Here is a 23467-nt window from a genome sequence, read left to right on the forward strand (position 1 = left end):
GCCATATTATGACAGGCACAGGTGTGCGAATCGATCTTTAAGAGACGATGTCATGGCAAATGACCCGACTCCCGTGGACATCCGACCCGAACCCCCCGGCTCCGCGCCGGGCGAGGAGCGGGTGAGCGCCGCAGGGCTGCGATCCCTGCTGGGCGCGATGGAGGCGTTGTGCGACGGGGACTTCTCCGTACGCGCCAACGGCTCGGAGGAAGGCACGCTCGGCGAGATGGCCGGAGCGTTCAATCAACTCGTGGCCCGGAACGCCCATCTGGCGTCGGAGCTCGAACGGGTCCGCCGCGAGGTGGTCCGGCAGGGCAGACTCGACGAGCGGATCACGGCCAGCCCCGGCCAAGGGGCCTGGGCGACGAGCGTGGACGCGGCGAATCAGCTGCTCGACGCGCTCGTCGGCCCGGTCTCCAACGCCACCCAGGTGCTGGACGCGGTCGCCTCCGGCGATCTGACCAAGCGCGTGGACCTGCACGACGGCAACCGCCAGCTGCGCGGCGATCTGCGCCGGCTCGGGCGTGGCGTCAACCGCACGGTGGACCAGCTGTCGCTGTTCACCGGCGAGCTCACCCGCGTCGCCCGCGAGGTCGGCACCGAGGGCCGGCTCGGCGTCCGGGCCAAGGTCCAGGGGCTGTCCGGTGACTGGCGCGAGGTCACCGAGGCCGTCAACGCCATGGCGTCCCGGCTGACGGCCCAGGTGCGGGACATCGCCGCGGTGACCACGGCGGTCGCCCGCGGCGACCTCACCCGGCAGGTGACCGTCGAGGCCACCGGGGAGCTGCTGGAGCTGAAGCTGACCGTGAACACGATGGTCGATCAGCTGTCGGCGTTCGCGGACGAGGTGACCCGGGTGGCCCGTGAGGTGGGCACCGAGGGGGAGCTGGGCGGCCGGGCCCAGGTCCGGGGGGTCTCGGGGGTGTGGAAGGACCTGACGGACAACGTCAACTTCATGGCGTCCAACCTGACCTCCCAGGTGCGCAACATCGCCCAGGTGACCACGGCGGTGGCCAACGGCGACCTCTCGCAGAAGATCACCGTGGACGCCCGGGGCGAGATCCTTCGGCTGAAGCTGACCGTGAACACGATGGTCGATCAGCTCTCCGCGTTCGCGGACGAGGTCACGCGGGTGGCCCGTGAGGTGGGCACCGAGGGGGAGCTGGGCGGCCGGGCCCAGGTCCGCGGGGTCTCGGGGGTCTGGAGGGACCTCACCGAGAACGTCAACTTCATGGCGGACAACCTGACCTCGCAGGTCCGCAACATCGCCCAGGTCGCCACCGCCGTGGCCGAGGGAGACCTGGGCAAGACGATCACGGTGGAGGCCAAGGGCGAGATCCTGGAGCTGAAGTCGACGATCAACACGATGGTGGACCGGCTCTCCGCGTTCGGGGACGAGGTGACCCGGGTGGCCCGCGAGGTGGGCACCGAGGGCAACCTGGGCGGCCAGGCCCAGGTCCGCGGCGTCTCGGGGGTCTGGAAAGAGCTCACCGAGAACGTCAACTTCATGGCGCTGAACCTGACCTCGCAGGTCCGCAACATCGCCCAGGTGACCACGGCGGTCGCCAACGGCGATCTGTCGAAGAAGATCACGGTGGATGCCCGGGGCGAGATCCTCGAGCTGAAGGACACCGTGAACACCATGGTCGAGCAGTTGCGGGCGTTCGCCGACGAGGTCACCCGGGTTGCCCGCGAGGTCGGCACCGAGGGCCAGCTCGGCGGCCGGGCCCAGGTGCCCGGCGTCTCCGGCGTGTGGAAGGACCTCACCGACAACGTCAACTTCATGGCGTCCAACCTGACCTCGCAGGTCCGCAACATCGCCCAGGTCGCCACCGCGGTCGCCCAGGGCGATCTGTCCAAGAAGATCGACGTGGACGCGCGCGGGGAGATCCTGGAGCTGAAGACCACCATCAACACGATGGTCGACACCCTCTCCTCGTTCTCCTCCGAGGTCACCCGGGTCGCCCGCGAGGTCGGCAGCGAGGGCCGGCTGGGCGGCCAGGCCCGTGTCGAGGCTGTCTACGGCACCTGGAAGCGGCTGACCACCAACGTCAACGAGCTCGCCCTGAACCTGACCACCCAGGTGCGGGCCATCGCCGAGGTCGCCTCCGCCGTCGCCCAGGGCGACATGACCGGCTCCGTGTCGGTCGAGGCGCAGGGCGAGGTCGCCGCGCTCAAGCACAACGTCAACCTCATGGTGACCAACCTGCGCGAGACCACTCGCGCCAAGGACTGGCTGGAGTCCAACCTCGCCCGCATCGCCTCCCTGATGCAGGGCCACCGCGATCTGGTCGACGTCGCCGACCTGATCCTGCGCGAGCTCACCCCGCTGGTCAACGCCCAGTTCGGGGCCTTCTTCCTCACCGAGCCCGGGGCCAAGCCGGGCGAGGGCCTCCAGTTCATCGCCGGATACGGCGTCAACCCGGAGAAGGGACCGCTGCCGCGGAGCGGATCGGCGGGCCGCGGGCTGATCGCCCAGGCGGCCATCGAGAAGAAGCGCATCCTGATCACCGATGTGCCGCCGAACTTCATCAGCATCGACTCCGGGCTCGGCTCCGCGCTCCCCGCCAGCGTCGTCATCCTGCCGATCCGGTACGAGGACCAGGTGCTCGGAGTGATCGAGCTGGCCTCCTTCAGCCGCTTCAGCGAGGTCCACCTGGCCTTCATCGACCAGTTCGTCAACACCATCGGCGTCTCGATCAACACCATCATCGCCAACGCCCGCACCGAGTCCCTGCTGTCGGAGTCCCAGCGGCTCACCACCGAGCTGCGCCAGCGCTCCAACGAGCTCCAGCGCTCCAACGCGGAGCTGGAGGAGAAGGCCGCGCTGCTGGCCACCGCCTCGCAGTACAAGTCCGAGTTCCTGGCCAACATGTCGCACGAGCTGCGCACCCCGCTCAACTCGCTGCTCATCCTGGCCCGGCTGCTGGCCGACAACCCCGACGGGCGGCTGTCGGCCCAGGAGGAGCAGTTCGCCGCCACCATCCACCGCTCCGGCTCCGACCTGCTCCAGCTGATCAACGACATCCTCGATCTGTCGAAGATCGAGGCGGGCCGGATGGACGTACGCCCCAGGAAGCTGCCGCTGGTCAAGCTGCTGGACTACGTCAACGCCACCTTCCGTCCGCTGGCCACCGACCGGGGCCTGTCCTTCGAGATCACGGTCGGCGAGGACGTGCCGCGCGAGATGTTCTCCGACGAGCAGCGGGTCCAGCAGATCCTGCGCAACCTGCTCTCCAACGCCCTGAAGTTCACCTCCTCGGGAGGGGTGAAGCTGCGCGTCGAGCGGGCGCCCGCGGGGAGGTTCAGGGAGGAGACGCTGCGGACCGCGGACGCCGTCGTGGCCTTCTCCGTCACCGACACCGGCATCGGCATCCCGCCCGAGAAGCTGTCCGTGATCTTCGAGGCGTTCCAGCAGTCCGACGGCACCACCAGCCGCAAGTACGGCGGCACCGGGCTCGGCCTGTCCATCAGCCGGGAGATCGCCGGCATGCTGGGCGGCCGGATCGTCGCCGAGAGCGAGGTCGACGTCGGCTCCCGGTTCACCCTCTACGTCCCCTCGCACTACGCCGGAGTCGTCCCGGCGCCCGACCCGTCCGACCCCCGGGCCACCGGCTCCACCGTCCCGGCCGCGCTCCCCGCGCCGGACGAGCAGCTGCCGGACGTCGCCGACCACGCGCCCAGCGGGGTGTTCGGCGACGACAGCACCCTGACCGGCACCGCGCTCCCGACCGGCGGCGACGGCCGCGACGAGGGCTGGCCGGAGACCACCCGGCTCAGCGAGTGGCAGGCCGGCCGCCCCCGCCGCGTGCTGAACGGGCGGCGCATCCTCATCGTCGACGACGACATCCGCAACGTCTTCGCGCTGACCCATGTGCTGGGCCGGGTCGGCATGACCGTGAAATACGCGGAGAACGGCCGCGAGGGCCTGGAGGTCCTGCACCGCAGCCCCGATGTCTCCTTGGTCCTGATGGACGTCATGATGCCGGAGATGGACGGCTACGAGACGATCCGGGCCATCCGCGGCACCCCCCGGCTCGCCGATCTGCCGATCATCGCCCTCACCGCCAAGGCCATGCCGGGCGACCGGGAGAAGGCCATCGACAGCGGCGCCAACGACTACGTCCCCAAGCCCGTGGACGTCGACCGGCTGCTGTCGGCCGTCTGCGAGCTGCTGGATCCGCAGAACGGCCCGCCCGGCGGGACCACCGCCGCCGCGGCCCGTGCCGGGGCCGGGGGCGAGGGCGAGGGCACCGGGCCACCGGAGCGGGGGGAGAGATGAGCGGCGTCGCGTCCGAGAAGACGGCGATTCTGATCGTCGACGACATGGAAGAGAACCTGATCGCGCTGGAAGCCGTCCTCGGCCCGCTCGATCTGCGGCTGGTCCGCGCCCACTCCGGCGAGGAGGCGCTGAAGGCCATGCTGCGGCAGGACTTCGCCGCCGTCCTCCTCGACGTCCTGATGCCGGGCATGGACGGCTTCGAGACGGCCGCCAACATCAAGCGCCTCGACCAGACCAAAGACGTCCCGATCATCCTGTTGACCGGGGACGACGCGGACTCCGACTACGCCTACCGGGGATACGCGATCGGCGCCGCCGACTTCGTGACCAAGCCCTTCGACCCCTGGCTGCTGCGCACCAAGGTCAATGTGTTCCTGGACCTGCACCGCAAGAACCGCCGCCTCGCCGACCGCGTCGCCGAACTGGAGCGCACGGTCCAGAGCCTGCGCGGGGACCGGGGCGGTTAGCCCCTGTCCGACGGATCAGCGGGCCCTGCCCCACTCCGCCCCAGACCCCGGGGTCCAGGGGCGGGGTGGGGAAAAGTCCCGCCGGGCGCCGCTCAGAAGCCGTGCAGGGCGCCGCCGTCCACCGGGAGCATGATGCCGGTCAGATACGACGCCGCGGGCGAGAGGAGGAACGCCGCCGCCCGGCCGAACTCCTCCGGGGTGCCGTAGCGCCGCAGCGGGATCTGCTCGCTGTTGTGCGCCCGGGCCGCGTCCGCGTCGCCGGACAGCCCGTCCAGCTCGCGGACCCGGTCGGTGTCGATCCGCGCCGGCAGCAGGCCGACGACCCGGATGCCCTGCGGGCCGACCTCCGAGGCGAGGGACTTCGCGAAGCCCGCCAGGCCCGGCCGCAGCCCGTTGGAGACGGTCAGGCCGGGGATCGGCTCGTACACGGAGCCGGAGAGGACGAAGCCGATCACGCCCCCGGACGGCAGCTCGGCGGAGGCGGTGCGGGCCATGCGGACCGCGCCGAGGAAGACGGAGTCGAAGGCCGCCTGCCACTGGGCGTCGGTGATGTTCGCCGTCAGGCCGGCCGGGGGACCGCCGACGCTGATGAGGACGCCGTCGAAGCCGCCGAAGCGTTCGCGGGCCGTGGCGATCAGGCGCTCGGCCGTGGCCGGGTCGGCGTTGTCCGCCGCGACGCCGAGGGCGTTCGGGCCCAGCTCGGCGGCGATCTCCGCCGTCGCTTTCTCGTCGCGACCGGTGATCACGACCTTCGCGCCGTCGGCGACCAGCTCACGGGCGGCCGCGAGACCCAGCCCGCGGCTGGCTCCGGTGAGGATGTACACCCGGTCTTTGAGTCCAAGATCCATGGGTTCAGTCTGCCGTGGTGCCCTCGGCGACGTAAGGGCGGCCCGCCCCGGGCGCGGCCGGGACCGGTCAGACCCCGGCGGGCTCGGGCTCGGGCTCGGGCTCGGACCGGGACTCGGCGGCCCGCGCGGCCGCCCGGTCGCGCAGCTCGCGGCGGACCAGGATCACCCAGCCGATGGGCACGCCGGCCGAGAACAGCCACCACTGGATCGCATACGCCATATGCGGGCCGATGCCGCTGTGATCCGGCTCCGGGACCGACTCGGGCTGGCCGCTGCCCTTCGGGGAGGACTTGGTCAGCTCGACATAGCCGCCGAGGACGGGCTGGGACAGGGACTCCGCCAGCTGCCCGCTGTTGATCAGCATGACCTGGCGGTCGGGCAGCCCCTGCTTGTCCTTGATGCCGCTGTTCCCGGTCGTCTCGTCGCGCTTGAGGCGGCCGGTGACGGTGACCTCGCCGGAGGGGGCGGCGGGCACCTTGGGGAAGCGGGTGAGGTCGTTGCCCGCCGCGATCCAGCCGCGGTTGACCACGACGGCCCGGCCGTCGTCCATGACGAGCGGGGTGAGCACGTAGTAGCCGATGGACTGCTCGTCGGAGGCGGTCCGCTGGCGCACGACCACCTCGTGCCGGGAGTCGTACCGGCCCTTGGCGGTCACGGTGCGCCACATGTCGTCGTAGGCGACGGTGTGTCCGGGCCCGGTGAGCCGGTCCACGGGGACGGCCCGCGCGTCCAGGTTGTCCGCGATCAGCTGGTTCTGTGCGACCCGGTGCTCATGTCGGTGGAGCTGCCAGAAGCCCAGTCGGATCATGACCGGGATCAGGACGAGCCCCACGAGAGTGAGGATCACCCACTGCCGGGACAACAGGAAGCGGTACACGTCCTCGACAGTACTCGCCGTGGATCGCCCCCCGGCCGCTGGGGCACCGGAGGGCCGATCCCGGACGGATGTCCGATCGCTCAGACGCGGTCGATGATCCCCACCCTCCCTTCCGCCCGGGAGCAGTGGGCGCCGCAGTAGAAGTGGCCGTCCACCTCCACGCCCTGGCCGATGATCTGGCACCGGCAGTGCTCGCAGATCGGCGCCATGCGGTGGATGGCGCAGGAGAAGCAGTCGAAGACGTGCACCGCGCCCTGCGCGTGCACCTCGAATGTCATGTGGTAGTCGTTTCCGCAGACCTCGCAACGTGCCATGGGGCACAGGGTGCGGGCTGCGGGGCGCGGCGGGGGAGCGGCGGGCGGGCGTGTTGGGCCGACTTCACCTGTTTGGTGCGGGGGCCACATCCCGCAGCAGCTGGGTGAAGGCCGCCTCGTCGATGACCGGGGTGGAGAACGACCGGGCCTTGGTGAGCTTGGAGGTGAAGGACTCCGGGTCGTTGGTGACCAGCAGGCTGGTGAGCCGGGAGACGCTGGTGGCCACGTGCAGCCCGGCCTCGGTCGCCTGATCCTCCAGCAGCTCCCGGTCGATCGAGGTGTCGCCGGAGAACGCCACCCGCATGCCCTGGACGAGCTGCCCGCCCGGCTCGTAGCGCCCCGGGTTGGGGTACGGGCAGGCCGGGCGCTTGCGGCTGGGGCGCCAGCCCGTCTGGCGGTACGAGCGCTGGTAGCCGATCGCCGCCCGGGGGGTGTCGGACCACTCGGCCAGCGGCTGGCAGGCCAGCAGGGGCAGCCGCAGCCCGCCCGCGGCGGCCGTGTGCAGACTCGGCTGGAAGGTCTCGGCGAGCACCCGCGCGTCGTCCAGGGCGTGGTGGGCGCGCTGCTGGACCACTCCGTAATGCGCGGCCAGGGACTCCAGCTTGTGGTTGGGCAGCGGCAGGCCCAGCTCCTTGGAGAGCGCGATGGTGCACAGCCGCTGCCGCACCGGCGCGGCGCTCTTGGCGCGCGCGTACTCCCGGGCGAGCATCGACCAGTCGAACACCGCGTTGTGCGCGACCAGCACCCGGCCGTCCAGGCGCCCGGCCAGCTCGCCCGCGATGTCCGCGAAGAGCGGGGCGCCGGCCAGCACATCGGCGGTCAGGCCGTGGATCCACACCGGGCCCGGGTCCCGCTGCGGGTTGACCAGGGTGTACCAGTGGTCCTGCACCGCGCCCCGCGCGTCCAGCTGGTAGACCGCGGCGGACACGATCCGGTCGTCGCGGGCGAGGCCGGTCGTCTCGACGTCGACGACCGCGTATCCCTCCGGATAGTCGGCCGGCCACGGGGAGGGCGGCGGTGCGAACCGTGGTGCGGCTGCCATGCGGTCATCGAGCATGGTTCATGAGGATACGGGCCGCCGCGGACACTTCGCCCCGGCAGGGCCCAATGCGGGGCCCTCGCAGCGCCACTGACGCACTGTCGGGCCCCCGGCCGGGGCCCGTCACTCCGCGACCGGCAGCCGGCGCAGCCTGACCACGCTCGCCGGGTCCGAGTGCCGGTCGTGGCTCAGCTCCCAGCCCAGCTCGCGGGCCGCCCGGACGACGTACTCGGCGCCGACGCCGCGGAAGCAGCGCAGCTCGACGTCGTACGGGCCGGGCGGCGGGGGCTTCTTGGCGGCACGGGCGTCCGCTTCCTTTCGGGTCCACTCGGCGAGCTTCTTGTCGACGCGCGCCCGGTAGAAGTCCGCGTCGCCCTCGTGCAGCAGCTCGGGGAGCGTCACACACCAGCGGGGCCACACCGCCACGCGGTCCCCGGCCCAGTCGATCAGTGAGGAGAAGCCCTTCTCGAACCCGGGTATCAGCGCGAGCACCTCCCCGACGAGCGCGACCCCGAGGAAGACCAGGAAGCCGGCCACCAGCAGCACCCACCACACCGGCAGGCCCAGCACGGTGAGCAGGAACACGGGCACCAGCAGGGCCAGGGGGCGGGCGGGGAGCGGCCCCCAGGCGTCGTCGCGCTCCACGGACGGTCCTCTCGCGGCATCGGGCATACGTACGAGCCGCCGGGCGGAACCCGCCCGACGGCCCGTGCATTGTGTCAGTGCCTTACTTGGTGACCGCGTCCAGGGCGTCCGCGATGCCGGCGCCGTAGAAGCTGTTGTACGCGGGGCTGCCCTCGCACACCGCGTCGACCTTGCCGTCACCGTTGATGTCGTACGGCTCGGGGCAGGCGGTGTCGTCGGCCTGGGCCTTGAGCAGCGCCTTGACCTGCCCGGCGGAGGCGTGCGGGTGGGTGCTCTTGATGAGCGCCGCCACGCCGGCCACATGCGGGGAGGCCATGGAGGTGCCCGCCATGTAGCCGTACTTGCCGCCCGGGAGGGTGTTGTAGATGAGCCCGCTCTCCGCCGGGGGCGCCGGCTTCTGGTACACGGTGCTGTCGCCGCCGGGGGCGGCGATGTCGATCACACCGAGACCGTAGTTGGAGAAGGAGGACTTGAGCCCCTTGGCCCCGGTCGAGGCCACGGTGACCACGCCCGGCAGCTGGGTGGGGATGTCCAGGCAGGTGCGCGGGTCGATCTCGCGGTCGCCCGGGGTGGTGTCGTTGGGGCTGGAGGGGTCGGTGATGGAGTCGGCGGCCAGGTCGTAGCTCTCGTTGCCCGCCGCGGCCACATTGACCACGCCCTTGCGCTCCGCGTAGCGCGTGGCGCGGGTGACGGCGTCGACGAGGGCCTTCTGGTCCGGGTCGGTGGTGCAGTTGAAGTACCAGGGGTCGGTGTAATAGCTGTTGTTGGTGACGTCCACGCCGTGCTCGGCGGCCCAGACGAAGCCGCACACCACGGCCTCGGTGTAGAAGAAGCCGTCGGTCGTGGACACCTTGATGCCGGAGACCTTGACGCCCGGGGCCACCCCGGTGACGCCGATGCCGTTCTTCGCGGCGGCGATCTCCCCGGCGACATGGGTGCCGTGCGGGCTCTCGGAGGCCGAGGGCCGCCAGGCGCCGTCGGCGGTGTTCGGCTTGCCGCCGACGCAGTTGACCGACGCCTTGCGGTCGAAGTTGGGGGCGAGGTCGGGATGGGTGTCGTCCACGCCGGTGTCGATCACGCCCACGGTGACGTCCCGGCTGCCCAGGCTCTTCTCGTGGGCCTTGTCCGCCTTTATGGCGGGCAGGTCCCACTGGAGCGGCTCCAGCGGGTCCTGCCCGGTGGCGGCCCGCGCGGCGACGGCCTTCTGCTGCTTCTCGGTCAGCATCTGCGGCGCGCCCATGTCGGTGGTGGACTGGGCCGACAGCGGGGCGGTGCGGGTGGAGCCCGCGGAGGCCACGCCGCGCACGGTGCGGATGGTCTTGGCGAAGTCGGGGTTGGCGGAGTGGACGACGATGACGCCGATCCGGTCGTACGAGATGACCACGCTGCCGCCGGCCTCGGCGATGGCCTTCTTCACCCGGGCCGCGTTCCCGTGGCCGGGCCGGGTGTTGACGACATAGCTCAGCGACGGGCCGTCGGCCGTGGCGCCCGAGGCCGTGGCCGGGCCGTCGCCGGAGCCGCCGGCGGCGGTGGCGGTCGTGGGCAGGAAGGCCAGGGCGGCCGTCAGCGCCAGGGCGGCCGGTATGGCGGCGGTGCGCGGCGGCAGGGCGGAGGAGCGTGACGTCATGGGTACTCCGGTTCTGATGGTCGGGCGGGCTTGGGCGTGGGGCGTGACGCTGCGGTCGCTCACTTGGTGACCGCGTCCAGCGCGTCGACGATGCCATAGCCGTAGAAGCTGTTGATGTGCTTGGTGCCGGCGCAGGTGGCGTCTATGTCACCGTCGCCGTCCGGGTCGTACGGGCCGGTGGGGCAGCCCGGGTTGTCAGCCTGGACCTTCAGCAGCCACTGGATCTCCTGCGGGCTCGCCTTGGGGTGCGTGCTCTTCAGGAGCGCCGCGACCCCCGCCACATGCGGCGAGGCCATCGAGGTGCCCTGGAGATAGGCGTAGTCGCCGCCGGGCATGGTGGACAGGATGCGGCCGTCCTTGGCGGGCAGCTCGGGCACCTGGTACTTGTCGCCGCCGGGGCCCGCCACATCGATCTGCCCCAGGCCGTAGTTGGAGTAGTACGACTTCAGGGAGGTCACACCGGTCGCGGCGACCGTGACCACGCCGGGCAGCTGGGTGGGCACGTCCGGGCAGGCCGACGGGTCGACGGTGCGCTCGACGGGGGTGGTGTCGTTGGGGCTGCTGGTGTCCGTGAGCGAGCCGGCCGCGAGGTCCTGGCTGGAGTTGCCCGCCGAGGCGACGTTGACCACGCCCTTGCGCTGCGCGTACGCCGTGGCCCTGCCGACCGCGTCGACGATCGCCTTCTGGTCCGGGTCGGCCACGCAGTTGTACTTCCACGGGTCCACGTAGTAGCTGTTGTTCGTCACCTCGACGCCGTGGTCGGCGGCGAAGACGAAGGCGCACACCACGCTCTCCGCGTAGAACAGGCTCGTCGTCGGCTCGCTGACCTTGATGGCGGAGACCTTCACCCCGGGGGCGACCCCGGCCACGCCCACGCCGTTGCGCGCGGCGGCGATCTCCCCGGCCACATGCGTGCCGTGGTAGTCCTCGGCCGGGTCCCACGGGCGCCAGGCACCGGGGCTGGTGTCGGCCACGCCGCCGACGCAGCTGGCCGACTGGGCGCGCGAGAAGTTGGGGGCCAGGTCGGGGTGGGTGTCGTCCACGCCGGTGTCGATGACCGCGACGGTGACCTTGCGGCTGCCCGGGTTGACCTTGGCGGCCTGGTCGGCCTTGATGGCGGGGATGTCCCACTGGAGGGACTCCAGCGGCTCCTGCCCGGCGGCCCGCGCCTTCGCCGCGGCGGTCTCCGAGGTACGGGGCGCCGCCACCTTCTCGGGTTGGCCGACCTCGGTGGTGGCGGCGGCGGTCAGCGGCGCGGTGCGGGACGCGCCCGCGGACTGGACGCCGCGCACCTGACGGATCGTCTTGGCGAAATCGGGGTCAGCCGAACGGGCGACGATGACTCCTATTCGGTCATAGGTGGCCACCACCGAGCCGTGAGCGGCGGTGATCGCCTTCTCCACCTTGCCGACGGTGCCCTGGTCGGTGGCGGTGTTGACCACGTACGACAGCGACGGGCCGTCGGCCGTGGCCGAAGAGGTGGGCGCGCCCCGGGGGATGGCCGAGGCCGCCTGGGGGAGCAGGACGAGGGACGCGGTGAGCGCCAGCCCGGCCGGCACCGCCGCCAGGGCGCGCCGTCGTCTGATGCCCGGATGTGCCGGTCTGCGATGAGCCATGGGGTCTCCACATCATCCGTACAGACCGCCCGGCGCGAGTCGCGCGTAGGCGGGTACATGACGAGCGAAACTATCGTTGATCAAGGGCCTCATCAAGGCATTCCGGAGGAAATCGCGCCACAGTACCCGGAGTCAAACACTCCATCGGCTTATTCCTCCCTTTCAACTACCAGCCTCTGTCGAACGGCCCGGCCTCCCCCTACCATGCGTGATCTGGATCACGAGAACCACCGTACTTACGTCCCGTCAGAACGCCAGTCACCGGGAGAGACCGTGGACACCGCGCCGGCCAGCGATCGCCCTGACGATCAGCGACAGCAAGAAGATCCCCCGTATCTCGAGGTGCAAGCGAGTGCGGAGTTCGGCGAACTGCGCCGCACCCACCGCTCGTTCGCCTTTCCGCTCACCATCGCGTTCGTCACCTGGTACCTGCTGTACGTGCTGCTGTCCAACTACGCGGACGGCTTCATGGACACCAAGGTGGCCGGCAACGTCAACATCGCTCTGGTGTTCGGCCTCGCCCAGTTCCTGACCACCTTCCTCATCGCCTGGTGGTACTCCCGGCACGCCGCCGCCAAGCTCGACCCGCAGTCGGCGGCGATCAAGTCAACTCTGGACGGTGGCGCATGAGCATCCATCAGCTCGCGGTCGACAGCGCGTCCGACAACCGGCCGCTGATCATCACACTGTTCTCGGTCTTCGTCCTCGCGACCCTCGGCATCACCGTGTGGGCAGGCCGCCAGACCAAGGACGCCAACGACTTCTACGCCGGCGGCCGCTCCTTCAGCGGCTTCCAGAACGGCCTGGCCATCTCCGGCGACTACATGTCCGCCGCGTCCTTCCTCGGCATCGCCGGCGCCATCGCGCTCGCCGGCTACGACGGATTCCTGTACTCGATCGGCTTCCTCGTCGCCTGGCTGGTCGCCCTCCTGCTGGTCGCCGAGCCGCTGCGCAACACCGGCCGCTACACGATGGGCGATGTGCTCGCCTACCGGATGCGCCAGCGCCCGGTCCGCACCGCCGCGGGCGTCTCCACCATCGTCGTGTCGATCTTCTACCTGCTGGCCCAGATGGCGGGCGCGGGCGTGCTGGTCTCCCTGCTGCTGGGCATCACCAACGAGGCGGGGAAGGTCCTCATCGTCGTCCTGGTCGGCGTGGTGATGATCCTCTACGTGACCATCGGCGGCATGAAGGGCACCACCTGGGTGCAGATGGTCAAGGCCGTCATGCTGATCGCGGGCGCCCTGCTGATGACCTTCCTGGTGCTGCTCAAGTTCGACTTCAACGTGTCCGACCTGCTGGGCGAGGCGGCGAAGAACAGCGGCATCGGTCACGCGTTCCTGGAGCCCGGCCTCAAGTACGGGCTCACCCCCACCACCAAGCTCGACTTCATCTCCCTCGGCATCGCCCTGGTGCTGGGCACCGCGGGCCTGCCGCACATCCTCATCCGCTTCTACACCGTCCCCACGGCCAAGGCCGCCCGTACGTCGGTGAACTGGGCGATCGGCATCATCGGCGCGTTCTATCTGATGACCATCGCGCTGGGCTTCGGCGCCGCCGCGCTGCTCGACCGGAACGACATCACGACATCGAACAAGGCCGGGAACACCGCCGCGCCGCTGCTCGCCGAGGAACTCGGCGGCCCGGTGCTGCTCGCCGTGATCTCCGCGGTGGCGTTCGCGACGATCCTCGCCGTCGTCGCCGGGCTCACCCTCGCCTCCTCGTCCTCCTTCGCGCACGACCTGTACGCCAACGTCATCCGCAAGGGCCAGGCCACACAGCAGGAGGAGGTCAGGGCCGCGCGCTGGGCGACCGTCGGCATCGGCATCGTCGCCGTCGTGCTCGGGGTCTTCGCCCGCGACCTCAATGTCGCCGGACTCGTGGCGCTGGCCTTCGCGGTCGCCGCGTCCGCCAACCTGCCGACGATCCTCTACAGCCTGTTCTGGAAGCGCTTCACCACCCAGGGCGCGCTGTGGTCCATCTACGGCGGGCTGGTCTCCTCGGTCGTCCTGGTGCTCTTCTCGCCGGTCGTCTCCGGCAAGGAGACCTCCATGTTCAAGCACGCCGACTTCTACTGGTTCCCGCTGGAGAACCCGGGACTGATCTCCATCCCGCTGGGCTTCCTGCTCGGCTGGCTGGGGTCCCTGCTGTCCAAGGAGGAGCCGGACAAGGCCAAGTACGCCGAGCTGGAGGTGCGCTCGCTCACCGGCCACGGCGCGCACTGACACCCCGCCCGGCTGCGGCCCCGCCGCGGACCGGCCCGATGGCGCGGTGAGATTCACGAAACCCTGAATGTCACAGGCGTCGCGTACGCTGCGGGAGAATTGACCGAAGCGTAGAGAAGACGCGAGATCGGGCACCAGTCCGCGGAGGGGCCGCCATGCTGATCGACACGTACGGTCGTATCGCCACGGACCTGCGCGTATCGCTCACCGACCGATGCAATCTGCGCTGCACCTACTGCATGCCGGAAGAGGGCCTTCAGTGGCTCGCCAAGCCGGACCTGCTCACCGACGACGAGATCGTCCGGCTGATCCGGATAGCCGTCGCGGACCTCGGGGTCACCGAGGTCCGCTTCACCGGCGGCGAGCCGCTGCTGCGCCCCGGGCTGGTCTCCATCGTCGAGCGTTGCGCCGCCCTCGACCCGCGCCCCCGGATGTCGCTCACCACCAACGGCATCGGCCTGGAGCGCACCGCGGCCGCCCTGCGCGGCGCCGGCCTGGACCGGGTCAATGTCTCGCTGGACACCCTGCGCCCCGAGGTCTTCCAGACCATGACCCGGCGCAAGCGCCACGCCGACGTCCTGCGCGGCCTGGAGGCCGCCCGCGCCGCCGGGCTCACCCCGGTCAAGGTCAACGCCGTGCTGATGCCCGGGCTCAATGACGACGAGGCCCCCGACCTGCTCGCCTGGGCCATCGGACACGGCTACGAGCTGCGCTTCATCGAGCAGATGCCGCTGGACGCCCAGCACGGCTGGAAGCGCGACGGCATGATCACCGCCGGGGACATCCTGGCGAGTCTGCGCACCCGCTTCGAACTCACCCCCGAAGGCGAAGGGGAGCGCGGCTCCGCCCCCGCCGAGCGCTGGCTGGTCGACGGCGGCCCGGCCCGCGTCGGGGTCATCGCCTCGGTGACCCGCCCCTTCTGCCGCGCCTGCGACCGCACCCGGCTCACCGCCGACGGACAGGTGCGCACCTGCCTGTTCGCCCGCGAGGAGTCCGACCTGCGCGGCGCGCTGCGCTCCGGCGCGCCGGATGAGGAGATCGCCCGGCTCTGGCGGCTGGCGATGTGGGGCAAGAAGGCCGGATCCGGTCTGGACGACCCCTCGTTCCTCCAGCCCGACCGCCCGATGTCAGCGATCGGCGGCTGACGCCCACTCCTCCAGGGACACCACGTCCTTGAGGAAGCCGCGTACCCCGAGGAAGTCGGACAGATAGCCGCGGTGCTCCTCGCAGGCCAGCCAGGTCTTGCGCCGCTCCGGCGTGTGGATCTTCGGGTTGTTCCAGGCCAGCACCCACACGGCGGGGGCACGGCAACCCTTCGCGGAGCAGATGACGGCGTCGGGCTCGGAGGCGGACTCGGGAGTGTTCACACCGCAAACTCTACGGAAGCCGCGCTGGACATGGCGACGCCGGGCAGCCACGGGGGGAGCCGCCCGGCGTCGGTCCATCGCTCCGACGGGGGATGCGGAGCGCGTACGAAGTATGTCACGAGGGATGGGGCCCAGTGCACCGGAACCGCGCGATTGATCTGAGGTTTTCTTGAGCTTACGGAATCGTGGCAGGTCAGCCGGGCTCGGAGCGTCCATCTTCGGAGGGCGCTCCGGCGTCTTCCGAAGAGGCTTCCGCCTGGCCCGACTTGGAACGCCCGTTCTCCTGGCCGGAGATGAGCATCGGGCGCTGCGGCACGGGGATGAAGGTCCCGGGGAGCGACGGGGCGTTCTCCCGGCCCGCGTTCGCTATCACCACGGCGATGTACGGCAGCACCGCACCGAGCACCAGGGCCACGATGGCCACATGCCGCTCCACGTTCCACAGCACCGCGGCCAGCACGACGGACAGAGTCCGTACCGACATCGAGATGATGTAGCGCCGCTGCCGGCCCCGCACATCGTCGGCCAGCCCCTGCCGGGCCCCGGTGATCCGGAAGACCTCGGTTTCGCTGTGCTTCCGCATCACGTTCCACCACCCGATCGCCAGACCGGAACTCCCCGCTTCCGGACGTACCCAACGTTACGCCCGGCGCCCAGGGGGTACGCGAGTGGGGCACCCTCGTGAGGGGTGATATCGCTACGCCGTATCGCGTACGGCGGACTACGGAATGCGTCGCAGCTCCATCTCCCGCAAGCTGGCAGGAGGAGGCGACCATGAACTGGCTGTGGGCGATCATCGTAGGCCTGGTGCTCGGGGTGCTCGCCAGGGGCATCCTGCCCGGCAGACAGCACATCCCGCTCTGGCTGACGACGATCTTCGGCATCGGGGGCGCCATCCTGGGCAACGCGGTGGCCGGCTGGCTGGGGGTCCGGCACACCTCGGGCGTCGACTGGGTACGGCACATCCTCCAGCTCGCCGGAGCGGTGCTGATCGTCGCGCTGGGCACGCCGATGTACGCCGCGATCCGCGGTGACCGGAAACGGCGGGAACGGGCCTGAGGCAGTAACTCAGACCCGTAACTCAGCCCCGCAGCTCAGCCCCGCAGCTCAGGCCCGCAGCCTCAGGCCCGTGGCGCGCTACAGCCCCCGCAGCCGGGCGATCTTCCGCCCCGCCTTGAGGTACACGCTGCCCGAATCGGCCGTGAGCCCGGCGCCCGCCAGGACCTCCGCCGCCACCTCGGCCAGCGGCCGCACCGCCTGCGCCTCGGTGAGCACCGCGGACTCCTGCCCGCCCTCGGTCTCGACGACCAGGCGCAGCCCGTTCTGCTTGGCGACCCGCCGGGCCGCCGAGGCGCTCGGCTGGAACCCGAGCACCTTGCTCAGCACGTTCGCGACCGACTCGGCACCGTGCTCCGCCGCGTCGACCTCCGGCAGCGTCCCGACGTCCGTGAAGGACTTCTTCGAGAACTGCGCCACAAACCCGGCGCGCGCCGCCATCGCCGCCGTGAGGCCGTACAGCGCCGCCACCACCTCGCCCGCCAGCACCTTCTTCAGGTCCATCGGGTGCAGCGACCGGTCCTCCAGCCGCCCCTTGGCGAGGTCGATCTCGCTGTCGGTCCACTCCGTCCAGGCCCGCAGGTACGGAGCCATCAGCCGGTCCGGGATCGACATGATCTTGCCGAAGACGTCCTCGGCGGTCGCCGACAGCGGGATGTAGTTGCCCTTGGACTTGGACATCTTGGCGCCCGTGCCGTCCGTGCCCTCGATCAGCGGCATGGTGACGACCAGCTGCGGCTTCTGCCCGCGCAGCTCCATCAGCTTGCGGCCCATCTGGAGATTGAGCAGCTGGTCCGCGCCGCCCAGCTCGACATCGCACTCCAGCGCGACCGAGTCAAGACCCTGGGCGATCGGGTAGAGCAGCTCCGCCATGGTCAGCCCGGAGCCCTCGGCCAGCCGGTTGCGGAAGTCGTCGCGCTGGAGCAGCTGGGACGCCGGCACCTGGGCGAGCAGCCCCAGCAGCTCCGGGAAGGTGTACGGCGCCAGCCACTCGCTGTTCTGCCGGAAGCTGACCTTCTCGAAGTCGAAGAAGGGCCGGACCTGGTCCCGGTAGCCCGCCAGATTCCGGGCGATGTCCTCGTCGGTGAGCGGCGGCCGCTCGGCCGTACGCCCGGTGGGGTCGCCGATCTTGGCGGTGAAGTCACCGATGAGCAGGGTGACGTCGTGCCCCATCCGCTGGAAGCGGCTGAGGATGATCACCGGCACGGCGTGGCCGAGGTGCACATCGGCGGCCGTCGGGTCGATGCCCAGCTTGAGCCGCAGGCCCCGGCCCGCCGTCCGGCGCTCCTCGATCCGCTCGGCCAGCCGGTCCACGCCCGGCAGGATCTCGACCGTACGCGCCGCGATCAGCTCGGCCTGCTCCTTCGCCGACAGGTCCGTCAGGTCCAGATAGCGCCGGGAGCCCGTCTCCTCGAGCAGCTTCTCCACGGTCGTGTCGGAGGAGAGGTCTGCGGTGAGCAGTGCGCTGGCGCGGGCGACGGATTCGCCGAGGCGTGTCATGGCGTTCCTGGTAGTAGTCGGGAATCGATGGATGGTGAATGGGCGTGGACCAGTCTATTCGGCCGATTCGTACGGCCGGATCACACGCCCTTGCTGACGGAGCTCATATTGAAGTCCGGGACCCGCAGCGCGGGCGTCGCGGCACGGGTGAACCAGTCGCCCCACTCGCGGGGCAGCGTCCGCTCGGTGCGGCCCGCCTCGGTGGCCCGGGACAGCAGGCTCACCGGCGACTCGTTGAACCGGAAGTTGTTCACCTCGCCGACGACCTCACCACGCTCCACGAGATAGACCCCGTCCCGGGTCAGCCCGGTGAGCAGCAGCGTGGCCGGGTCGACCTCGCGGATGTACCACAGGCAGGTCAGCAACAACCCCCGCTCGGTAGCCGCCACCATCTCCTCCAGCGAGCGCGGCCCGCCGCCGTCCAGGATCAGATTGTCGATCCCGGGGGCCACCGGCAGATCCGTCAGGCCCGCCGTGTGGCGCGTGGTGATCAGCTGGTTGAGCACACCGTCCCGGATCCAGTCGGTCGCGGTCAGCGGCAGCCCGTTGTCGAACACCGACGCGTCGTCCCCGGAGGAGTGCGTGATCACGAACGGCGCCGCCTCGAGACCGGGCGCCGCCGGGTCGCTGCGCAGCGTCAGGGGCAGCTCGGTCAGCTTCTCGCCGACCCGCGTGCCGCCGCCCGGCTTGGAGAAGACCGTGCGGCCCTCCGCCGCGTCCCGCGCCGCCGAGGACCAGAACTGGTAGATCAGCAGATCGGCGACCGCCGTCGGGGGCAGCAGCGTCTCGTACCGCCCGGCCGGGAGGTCGATCTTCCGCTGCGCCCACCCCAGCCGCCGGGCCAGCTCGGCGTCGATCGCGCCCGGGTCCACGTCCTTGAAGTCCCGCGTCGCCCGACCGGCCCAGGCCGAGCGGGTGCGGTCCGGGGACTTGGCGTTGATCTCCAGCGTGCCGGTCGGCTGGTCGTGGCGCAGCCGCAGCCCGGTGGAGGTGCCCAGATAGCTGGTGACGACCTCGTGGTTGGCGAACCCGTACAGCTCCCGGCCGCCCGCGCGCGCCTGCGCGAAGGACTCGCCGAGGGCCGGCGCGAAGGCCGCGAACACCTCCGACGACGTCTCGTCGGGCGCGTCGGTGTAGGCGGCCGAGACGGCCGCCTCGCCGGCCGCCTCCACCAGCGGCTGGGCGTCCTCGGCCGGCCCGGTCTCCCGGGCGGCGGCCTCGGCGGCCCGCACCAGCGACTCCAGGTCCTCGGCGGTGACGGCCGACCGGGACACCACACCGGAGGCGGCGCCCTGGCCGCCGTCGACCGTGGCCACGACCGTGAGCGTGCGGCCGCGGGTCACGCCATTGGTCGTCAGGGCGTTGCCCGCCCAGCGCAGATTGGCGGTGGAGCGCTCGTTGGCGATCACCACACAGCCGTCCGCCCGGGACAGCTCCAGGGCCCGCTCGACGATCTCGTGGGGCTTGTTCACGCCGCTCATGCACCCGCCTCCTGCGTGGTGTTCAAAATGTTGACGTTCCTGAACAGGGCGGACGGGCAGCCGTGCGAGACGGCGGCGACCTGGCCCGGCTGGGCCTTGCCGCAGTTGAAGGCGCCACCCAGGACATACGTCTGCGGGCCGCCCACCGCGGCCATCGAGCCCCAGAAGTCGGTGGTGGTGGCCTGGTACGCGAAGTCCCGCACCTGGCCCGCCAGCCGCCCGTTCTCGATCCGGAACGCCCGCTGCGCGGTGAACTGGAAGTTGTAGCGCTGCATGTCGATGGACCAGGAGCGGTCGCCCACCAGATACAGCCCCCGCTCCACGCCGCCGATCAGCTCCTCGGTCGAGGGCCCGCCCGGCGCGGGCTGAAGCGATACGTTCGCCATCCGCTGGACCGGCACATGGCCGGGGGAGTCGGCGAAGGCGCACCCGTTGGACCGCTCGAAGCCGGTCAGCCTGGCGATCCTGCGGTCCAGCTGATACCCGACCAGCGTGCCGTCGCTGACCAGGCCCCAGGACTGCGCGGCCACGCCCTCGTCGTCGTAGCCGATGGTGGCCAGCCCGTGCTCGGCGGTCCGGTCGCCCGTCACGTTCATGATCTCGGAGCCGTACTTGAGCTTGCCCAGCTGGTCGAACGTGGCGAACGAGGTGCCCGCGTACGCCGCCTCGTAGCCGAGCGCGCGGTCCAGCTCGGTCGCGTGACCGATCGACTCATGGATGGTCAGCCACAGATTCGACGGGTCGATCACCAGGTCGTACGCCCCCGCCTCGACCGACGGCGCGCGCATCTTCTCCGCCAGCAGCTCCGGGATCTCGGCCAGCTCCGCGTCCCAGTCCCAGCCGCCCGCCCCGGTCAGATACTCCCAGCCGCGCCCGACCGGCGGGGCGAGGGTGCGCATCGAGTCGAACTCGCCGCTGTCCGGGTCCACCGCCACCGCGGTGAGCTGCGGGTGCACGCGGACGCGCTGCTGGGTGGTCGTGGTGCCCGCGGTGTCCGCGTAGAACTTGTTCTCCTGCACGGTCAGCAGCGACGCGTCCGCGTGCGCGACCCCGTCGGCCCTCAGCAGCCGCTCGCTCCAGTCGGTGAGCAGCCCGGTCTTGTCGGCGTCCGGCACATCGAAGGGGTTGATCTCGTAGGACGAGACCCAGGTCCGGTCCGCGTGCACCGGCTCGTCCGCCAGCTCCACCCGCTCCTCGGACCCCGAAGCCTGGATCACCTTCCCCGACAGCTTCGCCATCGCCACCGCCTGCGAGGCCACCCGCGCCGCCGCGTCCATGCTCAGGTCCACCCCCGACGCGAACCCCCAACTCCCGCCGTGCACCACCCGCACCGCGTACCCCAGGTCGGTGGTGTCCGAGGACCCCGCGGGCTTACCGTCGCGCAGCCGCCAGGCGGCACTGCGCACCCGCTCAAAACGGAAGTCGGCGTGATCGGCCCCCAGCGCGCGAGCGCGCGCGAGCGCCGCGTCAGCGAGCGCGCGCAGCGGCAGCGCGAGGAAGGACGGATCGATCTCATGCGGCACGGGCGACTCCCCTTCGTCGGTGGTTCGGTGTGCGTCCGTCGGCAGTGAATCACGCCGGTACGCCTGGGGTGCGGTTAATTCCGGTTGAGCCCGGGGGCGAGGGAGCGGGGGCAGGACGCGACGCTCACGGCCGCCGCGGCGCCAATCGTGCTCACCGGCGGCTACCACTCCGTCGGGAGCGCCCTACGTCAACCCCAGATCGCCGTCATGTCCTCGCATTCGACATAGATGCGAGAGTCGGTCAATTCGATCTCGTGAGAGCAGCGACCGTCGCGCGGCAGTACTTCGTCCATGAGTACCGCTTCGTCGTGCATCCAGTCAGCCTTCCGCTTGAAGTCCAGCTCAAAGCGGGTGACATTGAAGTATCTGATCAGTAGCCCCTCCTCGTGCTTCCATTGATTCGGTGCGAACTGAATGGACAACACATCGCTCTTGTTCGCCGGAGTGGAGATCTCCGACAGTTGCAGATCCTTGACGCATCGAAGGCTGCCGAAGTCATAGTGCCCTGATTCGGAGGCGAAGCCGCGCGCACCTGGCGGCAGCAGTTCAAGGAGGTCAGGGAGGGCTTCCTGGTATGCGGTGGGATCGATGCTGAATCCAGAGAATTCTGAATCCCATTCCACTTTCACGAACTTCATTTCTTGCATCCTGTTCCGTCCGAGGAGAGACGTGGGCGTTTCCACTTATCCCCGGATATGTCCTCAGTTCCCTTATCGCCGATGCGCCCTGTTTTTCGCATGAATCTAACCGCTGTGCCTTTCAGCGCATCTTCCACTCGCTCCGGTACAACGACATCGGCGGCTTTCGTTCCATGCTTGTTGAAAAAGCCATCGCTTCCGAACAGGCCGACCTCTCGTCCTCGCTTATCGTAAACATGGATTTCGAAGTCGGTACCCCGTGGGCCCTCTTTGATCTGGTCGAGTCTTCCTCGATACCCCTCACCCAGATTGAGCGGAGCATTGCTGCCGCCCGCGAGCCCCAGCGGGTCGACCCACGTGTGGGGGTTGTGGACGTAGGCGTGGTGGTTGGGTGCGGGTTCGAGGCCGAGGGGGTCGGGGGTGGTGTAGCGGGCGGTTTCGGGGTCGTAGTGGCGGAAGTAGTTGTAGTGGAGGCCGGTTTCGGGGTCGGCGTATTGGCCGGGGAAGCGGAGGGGGCAGTCCGTCGCGTCGGGTGGGGTGGGGAGTGGGGTGCCCCAGAGTGTGGTGCGGTGTTGCCAGGCGAGGGTGCCGTCGGGGGTGATGAGTTCGGTGGGGGTGCCGACGACGTCGGTGATGATGGCGTGGAAGCGGGTGTCGTACTCCGATTGGAGGATGGATGAGGTGTCGTCCATCGGCTCCGGCGGAGTGTGGTGCTCGGTTTGGGTGAGAGGCTGGTGGGTTTCCGGGGCGTAGTCCCAGGTTGTTGTGGCGCCGTCCGTTGTGGTCTGTTCGGCCAGGCGGGTGGCGTCCCAGGTGAAGCGGATCTGGTCGGCGGGTGTGCCGTCCTCGGTGAGGCGTTGTTTGGTGGTGCGGCGGCCGAGCGGGTCGTAGGTGTAGTGCCAGTGTTCGCCGCCCGGGGTGGTGGCGTGGGTGAGGCGGTCTTCGGTGTTCCAGGTGTAGGTCCAGGTGCGGGTCTGGCCGTTGAGGAGTTTGCGGGTGCGGCGGACGAGGCGGCCTTGGGCGTCGTGTTCGTAGGTGGTGCGGCCGGCGCGGTGGATGATCGTGCCGGTGAACTGGCGTTCGCCGGGGGCCTCGTGGTCGGGGGCGGTGGCGTGGGTGAGGTTGCCCGCGCTGTCGTAGACGTAGGTCTCGGTCCAGCCGTGGGCGTGGACGGCCCTGACACGGCCGACCGGGTCGAGGTCGAAGCGGCGGGTGCCGGACGTCAGCTCGCGGATTTCGGTCAAGTAGTCATCCGCGCGGTAGGTATAGGCGCGGTGTTGGAGCAACACCTCGGCGGTGCCGGGGGCACGGATGAGGGACTGGGCCGTGAGGCGATCCAGGGAGTCCCAGGTCTGGGCCAGGCTTACGTTCTCGCCGAAGGTGCGCGAGGTCTCGCGGCCCGCCGCGTCGTACGCGAAGCGCAGGGAGTTGTCCGCCGTGGTGAGTGTCACGGGGCGACCGGTCGCGTCGTACGTCCATTCCGACCGCAGGCCGCTCGGCGTAATCCGCTCGGAGCGGTTACCCGCCGCGTCGTACCCATACGTTGTCGTACGGCCGTTGACCGTCTCGGTCAGCACTCGACCTCGCGCGTCGTAGGTGTGGCACAGGTCCGTATCCGGGTTGGCTGCCTGCGTCAGGCGGCCGGCCTCGTCGTAGGTGAATGTGGTCTCTGTACCGTCCGCCGTGCGCGTGGCGACACAGCGGCCTAGCGTGTCGCGTGTGTAGGTGAGGGTTTCCCCTGCGCCGTTGGTGCGGGATGTCAGGCGACCCGTTGCGTCGTGCGTGTAAGTGAAAGTCCGGCCGTTGAAGTCGGTTTCGGCGATGAGGCGGCCGGCGCCGTCGTACGCGTAACGCCACTGCTCGCCCAGGGGGTTGGTGACCTGGGTGAGGCGGAGTTCGGTGTCGTGGGTGAAGGTGTAGGTGGCGCCGTCGGGGTCGGTGCGGGTGGCGGGCACATCGAAG

At 70.3% G+C, this 23467-nt stretch carries 20 protein-coding genes; 6 read left to right on the top strand and 14 right to left on the bottom strand.

Annotated features, from left to right (window positions below):
* Window positions 1-52 precede the first annotated feature (52 nt).
* A complete protein-coding gene (locus ABTY62_RS46030) occupies window positions 53-4282 on the top strand; it encodes a HAMP domain-containing protein (protein WP_352135372.1) in 4230 nt (1409 codons plus the stop codon).
* Window positions 4279-4749, top strand: a complete 471-nt coding sequence (locus tag ABTY62_RS46035) for a response regulator (RefSeq protein WP_352135373.1) — start codon at window positions 4279-4281, stop codon at window positions 4747-4749. Before ABTY62_RS46030 ends, ABTY62_RS46035 begins: the two co-directional genes overlap by 4 nt.
* Before the next feature lie 92 nt (window positions 4750-4841).
* Here ABTY62_RS46035 and ABTY62_RS46040 read toward each other — a convergent pair whose 3' ends face one another.
* The 7 genes from ABTY62_RS46040 to ABTY62_RS46070 form a co-directional block, all read right to left on the bottom strand.
* A complete protein-coding gene (locus tag ABTY62_RS46040; RefSeq protein ID WP_352135374.1) occupies window positions 4842-5597 on the bottom strand; it encodes an SDR family oxidoreductase in 756 nt (251 codons plus the stop codon).
* Window positions 5598-5664: 67 nt separating this feature from the next.
* A complete protein-coding gene (locus tag ABTY62_RS46045) occupies window positions 5665-6474 on the bottom strand; it encodes an SURF1 family cytochrome oxidase biogenesis protein (protein ID WP_352135375.1) in 810 nt (269 codons plus the stop codon).
* 80 nt (window positions 6475-6554) lie between these two features.
* On the bottom strand, window positions 6555-6788 hold the full coding sequence (locus ABTY62_RS46050) for a metallothionein (protein WP_076971072.1): 234 nt from the start codon (window positions 6786-6788) through the stop codon (window positions 6555-6557).
* A 64-nt stretch (window positions 6789-6852) separates the two neighbouring features.
* Entirely contained in the window at window positions 6853-7845 is a 993-nt protein-coding gene (locus ABTY62_RS46055; protein WP_352135376.1) for a DEDDh family exonuclease, read from the bottom strand.
* A 105-nt stretch (window positions 7846-7950) separates the two neighbouring features.
* Window positions 7951-8472 carry a hypothetical protein gene (locus tag ABTY62_RS46060; RefSeq protein ID WP_352135377.1) on the bottom strand — a complete coding sequence of 174 codons (522 nt, stop codon included), beginning with the start codon at window positions 8470-8472 and terminating at the stop codon, window positions 7951-7953.
* Window positions 8473-8554: 82 nt separating this feature from the next.
* Complete coding sequence (locus ABTY62_RS46065; protein WP_352135378.1) at window positions 8555-10099, bottom strand: S8 family peptidase; 1545 nt, start codon at window positions 10097-10099, stop codon at window positions 8555-8557.
* A 59-nt stretch (window positions 10100-10158) separates the two neighbouring features.
* Window positions 10159-11715, bottom strand: coding sequence for a S8 family serine peptidase (locus ABTY62_RS46070; RefSeq protein ID WP_352135379.1), 1557 nt, complete (start codon window positions 11713-11715; stop codon window positions 10159-10161).
* A 273-nt stretch (window positions 11716-11988) separates the two neighbouring features.
* Here ABTY62_RS46070 and ABTY62_RS46075 point away from each other — a divergent pair, with 273 nt between their 5' ends.
* From ABTY62_RS46075 to moaA, 3 genes are all read left to right on the top strand, one after another.
* Complete coding sequence (locus tag ABTY62_RS46075; RefSeq protein WP_502997657.1) at window positions 11989-12345, top strand: DUF485 domain-containing protein; 357 nt, start codon at window positions 11989-11991, stop codon at window positions 12343-12345.
* Complete coding sequence (locus ABTY62_RS46080) at window positions 12342-13940, top strand: monocarboxylic acid transporter (RefSeq protein ID WP_352135381.1); 1599 nt, start codon at window positions 12342-12344, stop codon at window positions 13938-13940. Before ABTY62_RS46075 ends, ABTY62_RS46080 begins: the two co-directional genes overlap by 4 nt.
* Before the next feature lie 155 nt (window positions 13941-14095).
* The gene (moaA, locus tag ABTY62_RS46085; protein WP_352135382.1) at window positions 14096-15085 is read left to right on the top strand and encodes a GTP 3',8-cyclase MoaA; all 990 of its coding nucleotides are present in this window, start codon (window positions 14096-14098) and stop codon (window positions 15083-15085) included.
* Here moaA and ABTY62_RS46090 read toward each other — a convergent pair.
* Together ABTY62_RS46090 and ABTY62_RS46095 are read right to left on the bottom strand one after the other, a co-directional pair.
* A complete protein-coding gene (locus tag ABTY62_RS46090; protein ID WP_352135383.1) occupies window positions 15068-15307 on the bottom strand; it encodes a hypothetical protein in 240 nt (79 codons plus the stop codon). The genes moaA and ABTY62_RS46090 overlap by 18 nt on opposite strands.
* A gap of 193 nt (window positions 15308-15500) precedes the next feature.
* Window positions 15501-15890: a DUF3099 domain-containing protein gene (locus ABTY62_RS46095; RefSeq protein WP_352135384.1), complete on the bottom strand. Its 390-nt coding sequence runs from the start codon at window positions 15888-15890 to the stop codon at window positions 15501-15503.
* 191 nt (window positions 15891-16081) lie between these two features.
* Here ABTY62_RS46095 and ABTY62_RS46100 point away from each other — a divergent pair, with 191 nt between their 5' ends.
* Window positions 16082-16366, top strand: coding sequence for a GlsB/YeaQ/YmgE family stress response membrane protein (locus ABTY62_RS46100; RefSeq protein WP_352135385.1), 285 nt, complete (start codon window positions 16082-16084; stop codon window positions 16364-16366).
* A gap of 78 nt (window positions 16367-16444) precedes the next feature.
* Here the strand turns inward: ABTY62_RS46100 and tyrS are convergent, their stop codons facing one another.
* From tyrS to ABTY62_RS46125, 5 genes are all read right to left on the bottom strand, one after another.
* Window positions 16445-17863 (bottom strand): tyrosine--tRNA ligase, encoded by a 1419-nt coding sequence (gene tyrS / locus ABTY62_RS46105; RefSeq protein WP_352135386.1) that lies wholly within the window; start codon window positions 17861-17863, stop codon window positions 16445-16447.
* Window positions 17864-17943: 80 nt separating this feature from the next.
* Window positions 17944-19344 carry a metallopeptidase TldD-related protein gene (locus tag ABTY62_RS46110; RefSeq protein WP_352135387.1) on the bottom strand — a complete coding sequence of 467 codons (1401 nt, stop codon included), beginning with the start codon at window positions 19342-19344 and terminating at the stop codon, window positions 17944-17946.
* The gene (locus tag ABTY62_RS46115) at window positions 19341-20867 is read right to left on the bottom strand and encodes a TldD/PmbA family protein (protein WP_352135388.1); all 1527 of its coding nucleotides are present in this window, start codon (window positions 20865-20867) and stop codon (window positions 19341-19343) included. Before ABTY62_RS46115 ends, ABTY62_RS46110 begins: the two co-directional genes overlap by 4 nt.
* 188 nt (window positions 20868-21055) lie before the next feature.
* Entirely contained in the window at window positions 21056-21505 is a 450-nt protein-coding gene (locus ABTY62_RS46120; RefSeq protein WP_352135389.1) for a hypothetical protein, read from the bottom strand.
* Window positions 21502-23467: RHS repeat-associated core domain-containing protein (locus ABTY62_RS46125; RefSeq protein ID WP_352135390.1), on the bottom strand; the 1966-nt coding region annotated here is incomplete at its 5' end. The genes ABTY62_RS46120 and ABTY62_RS46125, both read right to left, overlap by 4 nt.

It is taken from the genome of Streptomyces sp. NPDC097640 (assembly GCF_040302705.1).
In the GTDB taxonomy this organism is placed as follows: Bacteria; Actinomycetota; Actinomycetes; order Streptomycetales; family Streptomycetaceae; genus Streptomyces.

Excerpts from the sequence above, each read along its gene's own strand:
- ABTY62_RS46055 (WP_352135376.1), bottom strand. The coding sequence starts at position 7,845 with ATGCTCGATGACCGCATGGCAGCCGCACCACGGTTCGCACCGCCGCCC.
- ABTY62_RS46110 (WP_352135387.1), bottom strand. The coding sequence starts at position 19,344 with ATGAGCGGCGTGAACAAGCCCCACGAGATCGTCGAGCGGGCCCTGGAG.
- ABTY62_RS46080 (WP_352135381.1), top strand. The coding sequence starts at position 12,342 with ATGAGCATCCATCAGCTCGCGGTCGACAGCGCGTCCGACAACCGGCCG.
- ABTY62_RS46065 (WP_352135378.1), bottom strand. The coding sequence starts at position 10,099 with ATGACGTCACGCTCCTCCGCCCTGCCGCCGCGCACCGCCGCCATACCG.
- moaA (WP_352135382.1), top strand. The coding sequence starts at position 14,096 with ATGCTGATCGACACGTACGGTCGTATCGCCACGGACCTGCGCGTATCG.
- ABTY62_RS46120 (WP_352135389.1), bottom strand. The coding sequence starts at position 21,505 with ATGAAGTTCGTGAAAGTGGAATGGGATTCAGAATTCTCTGGATTCAGC.
- ABTY62_RS46050 (WP_076971072.1), bottom strand. The coding sequence starts at position 6,788 with ATGGCACGTTGCGAGGTCTGCGGAAACGACTACCACATGACATTCGAG.
- tyrS (WP_352135386.1), bottom strand. The coding sequence starts at position 17,863 with ATGACACGCCTCGGCGAATCCGTCGCCCGCGCCAGCGCACTGCTCACC.
- ABTY62_RS46095 (WP_352135384.1), bottom strand. The coding sequence starts at position 15,890 with ATGCGGAAGCACAGCGAAACCGAGGTCTTCCGGATCACCGGGGCCCGG.
- ABTY62_RS46035 (WP_352135373.1), top strand. The coding sequence starts at position 4,279 with ATGAGCGGCGTCGCGTCCGAGAAGACGGCGATTCTGATCGTCGACGAC.
- ABTY62_RS46030 (WP_352135372.1), top strand. The coding sequence starts at position 53 with ATGGCAAATGACCCGACTCCCGTGGACATCCGACCCGAACCCCCCGGC.
- ABTY62_RS46040 (WP_352135374.1), bottom strand. The coding sequence starts at position 5,597 with ATGGATCTTGGACTCAAAGACCGGGTGTACATCCTCACCGGAGCCAGC.
- ABTY62_RS46070 (WP_352135379.1), bottom strand. The coding sequence starts at position 11,715 with ATGGCTCATCGCAGACCGGCACATCCGGGCATCAGACGACGGCGCGCC.
- ABTY62_RS46100 (WP_352135385.1), top strand. The coding sequence starts at position 16,082 with ATGAACTGGCTGTGGGCGATCATCGTAGGCCTGGTGCTCGGGGTGCTC.